The organism is Streptomyces sp. NPDC047042 (assembly GCF_040644035.1).
Taxonomy (GTDB): Bacteria; Actinomycetota; Actinomycetes; order Streptomycetales; family Streptomycetaceae; genus Streptomyces.
In genome coordinates this window covers 140,902-154,927 of record NZ_JBEYVP010000026.1, presented here as the reverse complement: position 1 = coordinate 154,927, position 14,026 = coordinate 140,902, and the positions used below count along the sequence as shown (strand labels likewise).

13 protein-coding genes and 1 pseudogene are annotated in these 14,026 nt (G+C 70.9%); 5 read left to right on the top strand and 9 right to left on the bottom strand.

Features of this window, described 5'->3' with window-relative positions:
- Positions 1-7: 7 nt before the first annotated feature.
- The 5 genes from ABZ855_RS29135 to ABZ855_RS29115 form a co-directional block, all read right to left on the bottom strand.
- Positions 8-640 carry a TetR family transcriptional regulator gene (locus ABZ855_RS29135; protein WP_360811801.1) on the bottom strand — a complete coding sequence of 211 codons (633 nt, stop codon included), beginning with the start codon at positions 638-640 and terminating at the stop codon, positions 8-10.
- Entirely contained in the window at positions 637-2,121 is a 1,485-nt protein-coding gene (locus ABZ855_RS29130) for an MFS transporter (RefSeq protein WP_360811799.1), read from the bottom strand. Before ABZ855_RS29130 ends, ABZ855_RS29135 begins: the two co-directional genes overlap by 4 nt.
- A 106-nt stretch (positions 2,122-2,227) precedes the next feature.
- Positions 2,228-3,472: an FAD-dependent monooxygenase gene (locus tag ABZ855_RS29125; protein WP_360811797.1), complete on the bottom strand. Its 1,245-nt coding sequence runs from the start codon at positions 3,470-3,472 to the stop codon at positions 2,228-2,230.
- Positions 3,473-3,727: 255 nt separating this feature from the next.
- Entirely contained in the window at positions 3,728-4,429 is a 702-nt protein-coding gene (locus ABZ855_RS29120) for a ribonuclease H (RefSeq protein ID WP_360811795.1), read from the bottom strand.
- A 46-nt stretch (positions 4,430-4,475) separates the two neighbouring features.
- Positions 4,476-5,276 carry a VOC family protein gene (locus tag ABZ855_RS29115; protein WP_360811793.1) on the bottom strand — a complete coding sequence of 267 codons (801 nt, stop codon included), beginning with the start codon at positions 5,274-5,276 and terminating at the stop codon, positions 4,476-4,478.
- Positions 5,277-5,492: 216 nt separating this feature from the next.
- Here ABZ855_RS29115 and ABZ855_RS29110 point away from each other — a divergent pair, with 216 nt between their 5' ends.
- Together ABZ855_RS29110 and ABZ855_RS29105 are read left to right on the top strand one after the other, a co-directional pair.
- Positions 5,493-5,882, top strand: a complete 390-nt coding sequence (locus ABZ855_RS29110) for a hypothetical protein (RefSeq protein WP_360811791.1) — start codon at positions 5,493-5,495, stop codon at positions 5,880-5,882.
- A gap of 125 nt (positions 5,883-6,007) precedes the next feature.
- Complete coding sequence (locus ABZ855_RS29105) at positions 6,008-6,643, top strand: DUF3105 domain-containing protein (RefSeq protein WP_360811789.1); 636 nt, start codon at positions 6,008-6,010, stop codon at positions 6,641-6,643.
- Between the two features lie 74 nt (positions 6,644-6,717).
- Here ABZ855_RS29105 and ABZ855_RS29100 read toward each other — a convergent pair whose 3' ends face one another.
- The 3 genes from ABZ855_RS29100 to ABZ855_RS29090 all read right to left on the bottom strand — a co-directional run bounded on the left by ABZ855_RS29100 (position 6,718) and on the right by ABZ855_RS29090 (position 8,587).
- On the bottom strand, positions 6,718-7,200 hold the full coding sequence (locus ABZ855_RS29100; protein ID WP_360811787.1) for a VOC family protein: 483 nt from the start codon (positions 7,198-7,200) through the stop codon (positions 6,718-6,720).
- A gap of 160 nt (positions 7,201-7,360) precedes the next feature.
- On the bottom strand, positions 7,361-7,972 hold the full coding sequence (locus tag ABZ855_RS29095) for a DinB family protein (RefSeq protein WP_360811785.1): 612 nt from the start codon (positions 7,970-7,972) through the stop codon (positions 7,361-7,363).
- 39 nt (positions 7,973-8,011) lie between these two features.
- Entirely contained in the window at positions 8,012-8,587 is a 576-nt protein-coding gene (locus tag ABZ855_RS29090; RefSeq protein ID WP_360811783.1) for an SMI1/KNR4 family protein, read from the bottom strand.
- A 190-nt stretch (positions 8,588-8,777) separates the two neighbouring features.
- Between ABZ855_RS29090 and ABZ855_RS29085 the strand changes: the two genes are divergently transcribed.
- The 3 genes from ABZ855_RS29085 to meaB are packed head-to-tail and all read left to right on the top strand — an operon-like array spanning position 8,778 to position 13,734.
- Entirely contained in the window at positions 8,778-10,586 is a 1,809-nt protein-coding gene (locus ABZ855_RS29085; protein WP_360811781.1) for a methylmalonyl-CoA mutase family protein, read from the top strand.
- The gene (gene scpA / locus ABZ855_RS29080; protein WP_360811779.1) at positions 10,586-12,760 is read left to right on the top strand and encodes a methylmalonyl-CoA mutase; all 2,175 of its coding nucleotides are present in this window, start codon (positions 10,586-10,588) and stop codon (positions 12,758-12,760) included. Before ABZ855_RS29085 ends, scpA begins: the two co-directional genes overlap by 1 nt.
- Positions 12,757-13,734 carry a methylmalonyl Co-A mutase-associated GTPase MeaB gene (gene meaB, locus ABZ855_RS29075; protein ID WP_360811777.1) on the top strand — a complete coding sequence of 326 codons (978 nt, stop codon included), beginning with the start codon at positions 12,757-12,759 and terminating at the stop codon, positions 13,732-13,734. The genes scpA and meaB overlap by 4 nt, the downstream gene beginning before the upstream one ends.
- 58 nt (positions 13,735-13,792) lie before the next feature.
- Here meaB and ABZ855_RS29070 read toward each other — a convergent pair.
- Positions 13,793-13,984: pseudogene (locus ABZ855_RS29070) on the bottom strand (hypothetical protein); the annotation flags it as partial.
- Between the last annotated feature and the right edge of the window lie 42 nt (positions 13,985-14,026).

The following is a 14,026-nucleotide window of genomic DNA, read 5'->3' as shown; positions in this document are numbered from 1 at the left end:
GGCCCCGTCAGGGGGTGAGCAGGGCCTGCACGGTGGGGGCGTACCGGTCCACGATGTCGTCGATCGTCGCCTCCCGCAGACGCGTTCCGCGGGCGATGCCGTACATGACGCCGAGACCGAGCAGGGTGGCGACGGCCAGTTCGGCCCGCAGGCCCGGGTCGGGGCCGGTGAGGCGGGCGGTGAGGCGGTCGCTCACCTGGGTGCGGAAGTTGGCGCGCATGATGTCGCCCCGGTCGCCCTGGAAGGGGGCGAACACGATCCGCAGGACCGGGTCGGCGCCGCGCTCCGTCTGGCCGGTGAGGAGATGGCGGACCATGTGGCGGCCGAGGTCGTCCAGGGGGGCGTCGAGGAGACCGTCGGCGTCCTGGGCGAAGGACATCACACGGGCGAAGAGGGCGTCCTTGTTGCCGAAGTACTTGAGGATCAGCGGTGGGCTGACCCCGGCGCGTTCGGCGACCGTCTTGAGCGTGATGTCGGCCTGGGCGTGGCGGGCGAGCAGATGCCGGGCGGCACGCAGGATCGCGGCCTTCGTCTGCTCGGCGTCCCGGCGCGGGGCCGGGGCCTCCTGGCCAGGGGTCGGCCGGCGAGGAGTCGGCTGGGTGTCGGCGTCGGTCGGCGGTGGTGTGTGCACGGTGCTCATGCTCCCTCCATCACCCCGTCCCTGGTCCCCGGTGTGCGGCCACGGGTGCGCCGGGTGTCGCCGGCGACCGGATCGCGGGGGATGGTCAGGGCCGCCGTGCAGGCCAGCAGGGCGACGACGCCCGCCATCGCGAAGGCCAGCAGGTAGCCGTGCAGGGTGGGTACGGGGGCGCCGTCCACCGGACTGGTGTGGCGTACCAGCACGGCCACGACCGCCGCGCTGCACATCGCCTGGCCGATGGTGCGCATCAGGACGTTCACGCCGTTGGCCGATGCCGTCTGGCCGGGCGGTACGGCCCGCAGGATCAGCATGGGCAGCGCCGAGTAGGCGAGGGTGGTGCCCACGGAGACGACCGCGGCGCCCACGATGATCATCCACAGTTCGCGGCTGTCGGCGATGCGCACCACATAGCCGAGCGCGATGACCGACGTACCGACGACCAGGGTGACGCGTGGCCCGAACGCCGCCGACACGCGGGCGGAGACGGGCGAGAACAGCAGCATGGCGAGGCCGCCGGGCAGCAGGACGAGACCCGTCTCGGCGATGGACAGGCCGAGCCCGTAGCCGGTGGCCTCCGGCGCCTGCACCAGCTGGGCCGTCACCAGGGTGTTGGAGTAGAAGGCGAACCCGGTCAGCAGGGCGGCGACATGGGACAGGCCGACCCGGGGCCGGGCCACCAGCCGCAGATCGACCAGCGGCTGTCGGGTGCGCAACTGCTGCCACCACCACAGGCCGAGTACGGCGACCGCGCCGACGAACAGGCCCAGGACGCGCGCACCGCCCCATCCCCACTCGCCGCCCTCGACGATCCCTAGCAGCAGACACACCAGCCCGACGGCCAGCCCCAGCGCACCCACGAGGTCGAAGCGCCCCGGCTCCCGGACGGGCGACTCGCGCACCGCCCACCACACCGCCGCCACGCCTGCCGCGCCGAGGCCCGCGGTCACCCAGAACATGACGTGCCAGTCGTAGTACTGGACGACCAGCGCGGCGAGGGGCAGCCCGAGGGAGGCGCCGATCCCCACGGTGGCGCTCATCAGCGCGACCGCGCTTCCGGTGCGCTCCGGCGGCAGTTCGTCGCGCAGGATGCTGATGGACAGGGGTACGACGGCGGACGCGGCGCCCTGGAGCGCGCGGGCCGTGATGAGTACGCCGATGTCGGAGGACAGGGCGCACATGACCGAGCCGAGGACCATCACCCCGAGGGCCGCGATCAGCACCCTCCGTTTGCCGTACATGTCCCCGGCGCGGCCCAGCACGGGGGTGAGGACGGCGCCGGAGAGCAGGGTCGCGGTCACCATCCAGGAGACCGCGCCGGGCGAGGCGCCGGTCAGCCGGGGCAGGTCGGGCAGCAGCGGGACGACCACGGTCTGCATGACCGCCATGAGCATTCCGCCGAACGCGAGCGCCGGCACGGTCATACGGTCGCGCAGGGGCCGCGCGGCCGACGGGTGGTCGGACATCGGGACAGGCTGGTCCATCGGTACTCCAGCGGCGGCCGCTCAGCGCGACAAAAAATAAGAGTGAATGGCGATTCACCATAGCGGTGAATCGCCATTCACCCAATACCCCCGTGCCATGACCAGGCTATTTGCCGGGGACCTCGGCAGCCTCTTCCCGGGTACGGGAGGCCAGCACCCGCGTCTGCGCGGTGCGCGCGAGTTTCGGCCCGAGCCATCGCTTGAACCGGCGCAGTGCTTCGAGGCGCCCCGCCGCCCGGTCGATGCCGTAGTACAGCTGGGGCGGCACATAGGGCAGCAGCGGTGAATGGCGCTGGCCGAGCAGGGCGAACATCCGGGCCGGGGGCAGCCGGATGTAGCGCGGCAGGTTCTCGTACCACTGGGCGCTGTAGCGGGCCGCGCTCTGGATGGAGAGGAGTTCGGACTTGCGCCGCTCCTCGTAGGCGGTGAGCGCCTCGGGGAGTCCGGGGTGTGTGTGGAGCGCTTCGGCCAGGGCGATGGCGTCCTCGAGCGCGAGGGTGGTGCCGGCGCCGATGGAGTAGTGGGTGGTGTGGGCGGCGTCGCCGAGCAGGACGAGGTTGCCGTGGTGCCAGGTGCGGTTGGTGAGGGTGCGGAAGTTGAGCCACTGGGCGGCGCCGTCCGCGGAGGACCTGCCGATCAGGGGGTGGCCGTCCAGCAGGTCGCCGAAGATCTTCTCGAGGGCGGCCAGGCCGTCGGCCTCGTTCGCCCGGTCGAGGCCGAGCCCGCTCCAGGTCTCGGGGGCACACTCGACGACGCAGGTGCTGTGGTCCTGGCTGTAGCCGTAGCCGTAGCACCAGATCCAGCCGTGCTCCGTCTCCTTGAAGCCGAAGGTGAAGGCGTCGAAGACCTTGGTGGTGCCGAGCCAGATGTACCGGTTGCGTCCGGCGCGCAGGCCCGCGCCGAAGTGTTCGGTGTGCTGTTCGCGCAGCACACTGTTGACGCCGTCGGCGGCCACGACCAGGTCGGCGCCGTCCAGCTCCTCGGCCCCGGCGATCCCGTGCTCGAACTCCAGCCGTACGCCGAGTTGCCGGGCCCGGTCGGCCAGGATCTCGAGGAGCCTGTGCCGGCCGATGCCGAAGCCCTCGTCGCCGGGGTGCCGGGTCGCACTGTCACCCACGTGGGCGACGCCGTGGTCCCAGGACACCGAGGCGTCGGCGATGGCCCGCGCGGACTCGGGGTCGTACTCCTCGAGCTTGTCGAGCAGTCCGCGCCAGTAGGTGACACCCCAGCCGTAGGTCGAGCCCGCCGGGTCGCGCTCGTACACGGTGATGTCGTGGGACGGATCCCGCAGCTTCATCAGAATCGAGAGATACAGGCCGGCAGGCCCGCCTCCCACACAGGCGACCTTCACGCACACCCCTAGCGATTACAGAAGGTGGTCATTTCGCGTCGGAGAGTAGCAGGATGCGAGCACACCAAAACGCCGCCCCGCAGCCGGGCTCGCAGGGGCGCGGGGGCCTCTTTTAGGGGCGCGGGGAACTGCGCGCCGAGCCCCCACCGCCCCGCACCCGCCCAGACGCGGCCAACCACGACCTTTCAGGGGCGCGGGGAACTGCGCAAAACCCCCCACCGGCCCGCACCACAAAACGGCGCCGCCGGCAACGCGCTACGAGACGCTACGACACTCCGGGTGCCCCCACCCCTGCGCGTTCTTCGCAATGGTCTCCCCGACCGCATACGACCGCCCACACACGCACCGCCCGGCAAACTTCGCCTTCAACGTACGGTTGGAACTCCCACCCCGCGCCCGTCCCGCCTTCACGCCGGAGGCGGTCGCCGACGCGGACGCGGAACGCGGACTGTCCGGCGCAGCCGGAGGCTGCGGAGACCCCAGCTCACTGCCCGCAGGCTCCTGCACGATCGCCGCCTGACTGGCAGCCCGGTCGGCGAAGTCGTTCAGCTTGTCCCCGTCGACCTGATGAGCGGGCACATAACGGAACTCGACCGAGCGCCCGTCGAGGAGCTCGTCGATACGGACGACGAGCTCCTGGTTGGCGACCGGTTTACCCGCGGCCGTCTTCCAGCCCTTCCGCTTCCAGCCGGGCAGCCAGGTGGTGACGGCCTTCATCGCGTACTGGGAGTCCATCCGGATCTCCAGCGGCACGTCCTGCGCGACGGCCGTCAACAGCCGCTCCAACGCGGTGAGTTCGGCGACGTTGTTGGTGGCTCTGCCAAGCGGCCCGGCCTCCCAGCGGCTGGGGCTCTCCGAGCTGTCGGCGATCACCCAGGCCCAGCCCGCCGGTCCCGGATTTCCCTTCGACGCCCCGTCGCACGCGGCCACCACTCGTTCACGCATGCGCTCGATCATGCCATGCGCGGACCGGACGCCCGCCCGCCGTCGCCGGGGCCCGATCTCAGTCCACGTCCGCCGACTTGGGCATCTCGCCGGCCGTGGTCGTGATGTCGATGACGGAGAAGTTGGCGCCCTGTGGGTCGCTCAGCGCGGCGAACCGGCCGAACGGGCTGTCCATGGGCCCGAAGCGCAGTACGCCGCCGAGTTCGGTGGCCGTGGCGACGGCCTCGTCGCAGTTGACGACGCTGAAGTACACGTTGATGTACGGCGGCATCTCGGGCGGGAAGTCGTCCGTCATCCGCATCCGCCCGAGGACGGTGTTCTCACCCAGGTTGTACATCCGGAAGTCGATGGCGTCGTCCTGCATCTGCTTCGCCGAGTAGCCGAAGACGGCCGGAAAGAAGGTGTCCGACTTGTCGGCGTCACGGGTGAAGACCTCGGCCCAGCAGTAGGCGCCGGGCTGTTCCGGCCCCGCTTCGAAGCCTTCGTGGGTGCCGGCCTGCCAGACCCCGAAGACGGCACCGCTGGGGTCGCGTGCCAGGCACATGGTGCCGAAGTCGCCCACCTGCATGGGTTCCATGAGCAGTTCGCCGCCGTTGTCGCGGATCTTGGTGGCGGTGGCGGCGGCGTCCGGCGAGGCGAGGTACAAGCACCATGCCGACTGCCCCTCCTGGCCCGGCATGGGCGGGACGACGGCGGCGACCGCCTTGCCGTCGGCGTACGCCTGTGTGTAGTTGCCGTACTCCGACGACGACTCGCCGAAGGTCCAGCCCAGCACCTCGCCGTAGAAGCTCTTGGCTCCCTCGACGTCGCTGAACATCGCGTCGGCCCAACAGGGGGTTCCCTCAGGTTGCACGGCCATGGCTTCGGCCTCTCCGGTCTCGTCACGCTCGTCGGGTTGTCCGGATCCTCACGCTAGCCAGGCTTTGTCCGGGACGCGCGCCGAACGCCCACGCCGGTGCGACGCATGCCATCGAGGGCACGGCATCGAGGGCACGGCATTAGCACACCCCTGCGGTCTGATAATTTCATCGGCGCTCATCTCTCCTCGCCCTCTCCCCTACCCCCAGGTGTCCGGATGTCCGCTGCACGGGTGCGTCGCCTCGCGACGCGGCATGCCCGCGGCGGTCTCCCGCATCTGCTGAGCGTCCTGCTCCTGGTCCTCGCGACGTTCGTGTTCTCCTGCGCCGGCGCCCTGCCCTCCCCGGACACGGCACCCTCGGGCTCGGCCTCGGCGCACGCCGTGCACATCGCCGACCGGGACCCCTGCCAGGAGGGCCCGCACCACGGCTGTCACACCCCCGGGCACCACGGCGTCCTCAGCCACGCGCCCGTCATCGGCGCGGACCGGGCCGCCGCGGTGGACCAGCCGGGCACCGCGCCCGCGCGGCTGCCGCTCGGCCCGTCGCGGATCCCGGGCGCCACCCGCCCTCCCGATCTCCACGAACTGCAACTGCTCAGGGTCTAGACGCCGTCCGGGCCCACGCTCCACGGCCCGATCCGCCGGCCCGGCTCCGCCCGGCCACGACCCGACCGTCACCCCAGCTTGCAGTGCCGTGCCCCCGACGGGCACGGCCCGGAGAAGGACATCCCATGGGTACATCCAACGCCAAGGCGAAGACCGCGGCCCGCCGCGCCCACATGGAGGAACTGCGCAAGGTCGAGCAGGCCCGTGAGCGCCGGATGCGGCTGCTCACGCTCGGCGCGACCGCCGTCATACTCGTCGGCCTGGCCGGCGGCGGCTGGTGGCTCGTCGACTCCGCCCAGGAGAAGGAGGAGGCCAAGGCCGCGCCGATCGCCGGCGTGAAGACCTGGTCCAAGCTCACCCAGAACCACGTCACCACGCCCGTCAGCTACAAGATGAGCCCGCCCGTCGGCGGCGACCACAACCAGGTGTGGGTGAACTGCGACCGACAGGTCTACACCAAGGCGGTCCCCAACGAGAACGCGGTGCACGCCCTCGAGCACGGCGCCGTCTGGATCACGTACAACGACAAGGCGGCCAAGGCGGACGTCGAGGCGCTCTCCGAGAAGGTGACCAACACGGCGTACACCTTCATGAGCCCGTACGAGGACCAGTCGTCGCCGATCGTGCTGAGCGCCTGGGAGCACCAGCTCAAGGTGGACAAGGCGTCGGACCCGAAGGTCGCCAAGTTCCTCGACAAGTACGTCCAGGGCGAGCAGACGCCCGAGCCCGGTGCCCCGTGCACCAACGGCATGACGCCGTGAACCGAGCGCCGGCGGCGGGGCGTTCACACGGACGACCCCGCGCCGGCGCCTGCGTTCACCTGGCTGCCCGGGCCCTACTCCCCCGCGTACGCCTTCTTCAGGGCGGCGATGTCCAGCTTGCTCATCGCGTACATGGCCTTGGTGGTGCGGACGGCCTTCTCCTGGTCCGGGTCGCTGATCATCTCGATCAGGCCGTCCGGGATGACCTGCCAGGACAGTCCGTACTTGTCCTTGAGCCACCCGCAGGGGCCGCCCTCGCCGCCGCCCTCGGTGAGCTTGGCCCAGTAGTGGTCGACCTCCTCCTGGTCCGCGCAGTAGATCTGGAAGGAGACGGCCTCGCTGAACTTGAACTGCGGGCCGCCGTTCAGGGCGACGAACTTCTGGCCGTTGGCCACGAAGTCGACGGCCAGCACCTCGCCGGCGGGGGCGGGACCGGCCTCGTTGTAGTAGCCGATCCTGCCGAGCTTCGAGTTCTTGAAGACCGAGACGTAGAAGTGGGCGGCTTCCTCGGCCTGGCCGTCGAACCAGAGACACGTGGTGAATCCGTCGGTGGTCATGGAGTACCTCCTGGAGCGGGGAACGCTGTCGCCTCTTTCGACCGATCCTCGTGCGGAAACTCATCGGCGGCGCGACGAGATTTTTCCGCTGGTCCTCCAGGCGGCCGGTCCTCCAGGCGGCTGGTCCTCCAGGCGGCCCATCCCTCCGGTCAGGCGGCGGTCACTGGCCCACCCGGCCGTCGATGCACTCACGGAGGAGATCAGCGTGGCCGCAGTGCCGCGCGTACTCGTTGACGTGCGACGCCAGGACGTCGCGCAGCTGGATCTGTCCGCCGTGCTCCGCGCCGAAGTCGGAGAAACCGGCGTTCGTGGTGCCGAGGTCGGCGACGCTCGCGATGAACCGGTCGGTGCGTTCCGTCTCCTCCCGCCACTGCCGCCAGGCGTCCTCCACGACCTGGGGATCGGCGACCGCGCCGTTCCAGTCGCCGTCACGGTCGTCGTCGGTGCGGTACAGCTTGGGCGCGTCCTCGCCGGCCATGACCCGGCGGAAGTGCCGCTCGTCCTCGGTCAGGTGCCGCACCAGCCCGAGCAGGGACATCGTGGACGGTGGCACGGAACGCCGGGCCATCTGCTCGGCGTCCAGACCGGCGCACTTCATCTCCACGGTGAGGCGGTAGTGGCGCAGGCCTTCGAGCAGCGTGCCGCGTTCGTCGACGATCTCGGTGTCGGTCTCACGCGGGTCGTCGTCCGGGTCGACCCACATGTCTTCATAGACGGTCGCGACCGTCCATCGAGTCGCCGTTGTCCCGTTGTCGTGCGCACGCGAATCCATGGGGGCATCGTCGCGCGCGGCGACACCGGCCGCCACCGGTTATTCGACCGGTGCGGCGAGCCCCTTCTCTTTGCGCCAGTGCGTGAAGTGCGGGACGGACTCGAAATCGAGTCCGTAGGAGTCGAGTTCGTCCTCGAGGAGCCTGCGCAGGAACTCGGCCATGCCGCAGGGGACGACCTCGCACGTCTTGCCGCCATGGCGGGCGAAGAGCAGGACGGGCCACTTGTCGGGGTCCGGATCGCTGGTCTGCCAGCAGAAGATGTCCGCACTGTCGCTGCCGCCCCAGGCGAGGATGTGGTCCGGGTCGAGGTCGAGGTCGTCCTGGTCGGGTCCCTCCTCCTCCCAGGTCAGAGTGGCATTGCCCGTCTCGCTCTCGAAGTCGTCGGGGGAGAACTCGTAGGCCCCGGTGGGAAACGGCGCGAGGGTCCAAACCATGTCGGGGTCCTCCTCCGTGCCGATGCCGCCGACGCCGTACTCAGCCATGAAGGCCATGTAGTCCCGGGGAAACGCGGTACCCCACCGTGTTTCCGCCGCCTGCCAGTCGATCTTCTCGCCTGCTCCGGGAGGCGGCGGCAGTAGCTGCCGCAACGCCTCGATCCCCGTCAGATCCGCCATGTCGGTCCCGCCTTTCGATCAGGTCGGCAGAAGCCTAGGGGGCACCACTGACACCGGCCCCCGACCGGCCCCTCGCCAACCCCTGCCGGGGTCCTGAACCGCCGTGAGGCAGGGGTCACAGTTCGGCCGAGTTCAAGGTCACAGGCGGGGGCTCTGCTGTCGCTGGACCTTACTGGCCTAGCATCCGGGCATGACAGTCCTGCCCAACGACGGGCTCTCGCTGGCCGCCGAGTTCCCTTCCACGCCCCATGAGCAGTGGCAGCGCCTGGTGGAAGGCGTCCTGCGCAAATCGGGCAAGGAGGTCTCCGCGGCGACAGCGGAGGACGCGCTGTCCACCGCGTTGGAGGACGGGCTCACCACCCGCCCCCTCTACACGGCGCACGACGACGCTCCCGACCCCGGTTTCCCCGGCTTCGCCCCCTTCGTACGCGGTGGACGCCCCGAGGGGAACACCGTCGGAGGCTGGGACGTACGGCAGCGGCACGCGACCCTCGTCGGCGACGCGGTGCTCGCGGACCTGGAGAACGGCGTCACCTCGCTCTGGCTGACGGTCGGCCCGGAGGCGATCCCGGTGTCCTCGCTCGCCCGGGCCCTCGACGGCGTCTACCTCGACCTGGCCCCCGTCGTCCTGGACGCCGGCGCGGCAGTCGAGCCCGCCGCACGGGAGTTGCTGCGGCTGTACGAGGAGCGGGGCGTCGCCAAGGAGGCGGTGCGCGGCAACCTCGGCGGCGACCCGCTGGGCCACGAGGCCCGTACGGGTGCGGAGTTGGACTTCGCGCCGGTCGTCGCGCTCGCCCGGCTGTGCGCCGAGGAGTACCCGGGGCTGCGCGCGCTGACCGTGGACGCGCTGCCGTATCACGAGGCGGGCGGCTCGGCCGCGCAGGAGCTGGGGGCGTCCCTGGCGACGGGGGTCACCTACCTCCGGGAGCTGACCGCGGCCGGACTGTCAGTCGAACAGGCCTGTGCGCAGCTCGAGTTCCGGTACGCGGCCACCGCCGACCAGTTCCTCACGATCGCCAAGCTGCGCGCGGCCAGGCGGCTGTGGGCGCGGGTCGCCGAGGTGTCCGGAGCACCGGCGGCCGGGGCGCAGGTGCAGCACGCGGTGACCTCGCCGGTGATGATGTCGCGCCGCGACCCGTGGGTGAACATGCTGCGCACGACGATCGCCACGCTGGCCGCCGGGGTGGGCGGCGCCGACTCGGTCACCGTGCTCCCCTTCGACCACGCGCTGGGCCTGCCGGACGCGTTCGCCCGCCGGATCGCCCGCAACACCTCGACGATCCTGGTCGAGGAGTCGCATCTCGCGCGGGTGATCGACCCGGCGGGCGGTTCCTGGTACGTGGAGCGGCTCACCGACGAACTCGCCCACGCGGGCTGGGAGTTCTTCCAGTGGATCGAGGGTCTGGGCGGCCAGGCCGCCGCCCTTCGTTCCGGGAGCCTGGGCGAGGCGCTGGCCACCACCTGGGCTGCCCGCTCCGCCAAACTGGCCAAGCGGCGCGAACCCATCACCGGGGTCAGCGAGTTCCCGAACCTGGCCGAGCGGCTGCCGGACCGCGAGCCCTCGCCCGAGCCGCCGTCCGGAGGACTTCCCCGGGTGCGGCGCGACGAGGCATACGAGGCTCTGCGCGCCCGGTCCGACGCCCACCTCGCCGCCACCGGGACCCGGCCGCGCGTCTACCTCGCGGCCATCGGGCCGGCCTCCGCCCACAGCGCGCGCACGACCTTCGTCTCGAACCTCTTCCAGGCGGGCGGCATCGAGCCCGTCACGGAGGGCACCTTCGAGGAGAGCGGCGCCACCGAGGCCTGCCTCTGCTCGAGTGACACGCTGTACGAGGAACAGGCCGCGACCGTGGCGGCCCAACTGAAGGCCGCCGGCGCCTCGCATGTGTTCCTCGCCGGCCGTCCCGGGCAGTACACGGACGTCGACGCGTATGTCTTCGCGGGCTGCGACGCCGTCGCCGTGCTCTCCGCCACCCTCGACCGCATGGGAGCGTCCTGATGGGAATCCCCGACTTCTCCGGAATCGAACTGGGGACCCCGACCGCCAAGGCCGACAGCGGCGACTGGCGTACGGCCGTCAAGGCGGCCACCGGCTCGGACGAGACCTTCTGGGAGACCCCGGAGGGCATCGCGGTCAAGCCGCTCTACACCGGCCGTGACCTGGAAGGCCTGGACTTCCTGGAGACGTACCCGGGCGCGGCGCCCTATCTGCGCGGCCCGTACCCGACGATGTACGTCAACCAGCCCTGGACGATCCGCCAGTACGCCGGTTTCTCGACCGCCGAGGAATCGAACGCCTTCTACCGCCGCAACCTCGCGGCCGGCCAGAAGGGCCTGTCGGTCGCCTTCGACCTGCCCACCCACCGGGGTTACGACAGCGACCACCCGCGCGTGACCGGTGACGTCGGCATGGCGGGCGTGGCGATCGACTCGATCTACGACATGCGGCAGCTCTTCGACGGCATCCCGCTGGACCGGATGACGGTGTCGATGACGATGAACGGCGCGGTGCTGCCCGTTCTCGCGCTGTACATCGTGGCGGCGGAGGAACAGGGCGTGCCGCCCGAGAAGCTGGCCGGGACCATCCAGAACGACATCCTCAAGGAGTTCATGGTCCGCAACACCTACATCTATCCGCCGAAGCCGTCGATGCGGATCATCTCCGACATCTTCGCCTACACCTCGCAGCGGATGCCCCGCTACAACTCCATCTCGATCTCCGGCTATCACATCCAGGAGGCGGGTGCGACGGCCGACCTGGAGCTGGCGTACACGCTCGCGGACGGGGTCGAGTACATCCGGGCGGGCCGTGAAGCGGGCCTGGACGTCGACGCGTTCGCGCCCCGGCTGTCCTTCTTCTGGGCGATCGGCATGAACTTCTTCATGGAGGTCGCCAAGCTGCGCGCGGCACGCCTGCTGTGGGCGAAGCTGGTCAAGCAGTTCGACCCGCAGAACTCCAAGTCCCTCTCCCTGCGCACCCATTCGCAGACCTCGGGCTGGTCGCTGACCGCGCAGGACGTGTTCAACAACGTGACGCGTACGGCCGTCGAGGCGATGGCGGCGACGCAAGGCCACACGCAGTCACTGCACACCAACGCCCTCGACGAGGCGCTCGCGCTGCCCACCGACTTCTCGGCGCGCATCGCCCGCAACACCCAGCTGCTCATCCAGCAGGAGTCGGGCACGACCCGGGTCATCGACCCTTGGGGCGGCAGCGCGTACGTGGAGAAGCTGACGTACGACCTCGCGCGCCGCGCCTGGCAGCACATCGAGGAGGTCGAGGCGGCCGGCGGTATGGCCAAGGCCATCGACGCGGGGATCCCCAAGCTGCGCATCGAGGAGGCGGCGGCCCGCACCCAGGCCCGGATCGACTCGGGGCGCCAGCCGGTGATCGGGGTCAACAAGTACCGCGTGGAGACCGACGAGCAGATCGACGTCCTCAAGGTCGACAACTCCTCCGTACGGGCCCAGCAGATCGAGAAGCTGCGACGGCTGCGCGCGGAGCGCGACGAGCGGGCCTGCCAGGACGCGCTGGACGCGCTGACCCGGGCGGCGGGCGGTGAGGGCAACCTGCTGGAGCTGGCGGTGAACGCCGCCCGCGCGAAGGCGACGGTCGGGGAGATCTCGGACGCGCTGGAGAAGGTGTACGGGCGGCACGCGGGCCAGATCCGTACGATCTCCGGCGTGTACCGCAACGAGGCAGGGGAGTCCGAGAACGTGGACCGCACCCGCACCCTGGTGGACGCCTTCGAGGAGGCCGAGGGGCGCCGGCCGCGCATCCTGGTCGCCAAGATGGGCCAGGACGGCCACGACCGGGGCCAGAAGGTGATCGCCACCGCCTTCGCCGACCTCGGCTTCGATGTCGACGTCGGCCCGCTGTTCCAGACCCCGGGCGAGGTGGCCCGGCAGGCGGTGGAGGCGGACGTCCACATCGTCGGGGTGTCCTCGCTGGCCGCCGGGCACCTCACCCTCGTACCGGCGCTGCGCGAGGAGCTGGCGGCGGAGGGCCGGGAGGACATCATGATCGTCGTCGGCGGGGTGATCCCGCCGCAGGACGTGCCGACCCTGCTGGAGATGGGCGCGGCGGCCGTGTTCCCGCCGGGGACGGTGATCCCGGACGCGGCCTACGACCTCGTCCAGCGGCTCTCGGCCGACCTCGGGCACGACCTGTGATCGATCTCGACGCGTACGTCAAGGGCGTGCTCGGCGGGAAGCGGGCGATCGTGGCGCGGGCCATCACCCTCGTCGAGTCGACGCGGCCCCAGCACCGGGCGCTGGCACAGGAGTTGCTGACCGAGCTGCTCCCGCACAGCGGCCGGGCCCGGCGGATCGGGGTCAGCGGGGTGCCGGGCGTCGGGAAGTCGACGTTCATCGACGCGTTCGGCACGATGCTGACCGGGCTGGGGCACCGGGTGGCGGTGCTCGCCGTGGACCCGTCGTCCAGCCGTACGGGCGGTTCGATCCTGGGCGACAAGACCCGGATGGAACGCCTGGCGGTGGATCCGGCGGCCTTCATCCGGCCCTCCCCCACCGCGGGCACGCTGGGCGGGGTCGCGAAGGCGACGCGCGAGTCGATCGTCGTCATGGAGGCGGCGGGCTACGACGTGGTGCTGGTGGAGACGGTCGGCGTGGGCCAGTCCGAGACCGCCGTCGCCAACATGGTCGACTCGTTCCTGCTGCTGACGCTGGCCCGCACCGGCGACCAGTTGCAGGGCATCAAGAAGGGTGTCCTGGAGCTGGCGGACGTCCTCGCCGTCAACAAGGCGGACGGCCCGCACGAACGCGACGCCCAGGCAGCCGCACGGGAGTTGGCGGGCGCGCTGCGGCTGATGCACGGCAAGGACGTGGCCTGGACTCCGCCCGTGCTGACGTGCAGCGCCCGCGAGTCGACCGGTCTGGACGCCGTCTGGGACCGCCTCGAACAGCATCGCACCCTGCTCGACTCGACAGGCCGCCTGGCCGCCAAACGCCGTGACCAGCAGGTCGACTGGACATGGACGATGGTCCGCGACGAACTCCTCGGCCGACTGCACGCCGACGAGGCCGTGCGCGCCGTCGCCCCCGGCCTCGAACAGCAGGTCAGGGACGGCGAGTTGACGGCCACACTCGCCGCCGAGCGCATCCTGAAGGCGTTCGGCGGCGGCTGAGGACCGGGGCCTGCCTCAACGGGGTGCCGAGACACACCGTGCCGCAGTCTGTGAGGACTCAGGCCTCCCTCTCCGTATCTGTACCTGTGTCCGTACTTGCACCTGTGTCCGTCGTGGCCGTCGTGTCTGGCTCGTCCGTCCTCGGGCGGCCGAGGAGTTGGCGCAGCAGCCGCTCGTCGGCGGGGCCGAGCCCGCTGACGAAGCCGGCCAGGACCGCCTGCCGGTCGCTCTCGGCGTCCAGTACCCTGCGCTCGCCTCGCGCAGCGCCGACAGGACCAGCGCCTCCAGCTCT

Excerpts from the sequence above, each read along its gene's own strand:
- ABZ855_RS29100 (WP_360811787.1), bottom strand. The coding sequence starts at position 7,200 with ATGACCACCGACGGATTCACCACGTGTCTCTGGTTCGACGGCCAGGCC.
- ABZ855_RS29105 (WP_360811789.1), top strand. The coding sequence starts at position 6,008 with ATGGGTACATCCAACGCCAAGGCGAAGACCGCGGCCCGCCGCGCCCAC.
- ABZ855_RS29120 (WP_360811795.1), bottom strand. The coding sequence starts at position 4,429 with ATGATCGAGCGCATGCGTGAACGAGTGGTGGCCGCGTGCGACGGGGCG.
- ABZ855_RS29135 (WP_360811801.1), bottom strand. The coding sequence starts at position 640 with ATGAGCACCGTGCACACACCACCGCCGACCGACGCCGACACCCAGCCG.
- ABZ855_RS29115 (WP_360811793.1), bottom strand. The coding sequence starts at position 5,276 with ATGGCCGTGCAACCTGAGGGAACCCCCTGTTGGGCCGACGCGATGTTC.
- ABZ855_RS29110 (WP_360811791.1), top strand. The coding sequence starts at position 5,493 with ATGTCCGCTGCACGGGTGCGTCGCCTCGCGACGCGGCATGCCCGCGGC.
- scpA (WP_360811779.1), top strand. The coding sequence starts at position 10,586 with ATGGGAATCCCCGACTTCTCCGGAATCGAACTGGGGACCCCGACCGCC.
- ABZ855_RS29090 (WP_360811783.1), bottom strand. The coding sequence starts at position 8,587 with ATGGCGGATCTGACGGGGATCGAGGCGTTGCGGCAGCTACTGCCGCCG.
- ABZ855_RS29130 (WP_360811799.1), bottom strand. The coding sequence starts at position 2,121 with ATGGACCAGCCTGTCCCGATGTCCGACCACCCGTCGGCCGCGCGGCCC.
- ABZ855_RS29095 (WP_360811785.1), bottom strand. The coding sequence starts at position 7,972 with ATGGATTCGCGTGCGCACGACAACGGGACAACGGCGACTCGATGGACG.
- ABZ855_RS29085 (WP_360811781.1), top strand. The coding sequence starts at position 8,778 with ATGACAGTCCTGCCCAACGACGGGCTCTCGCTGGCCGCCGAGTTCCCT.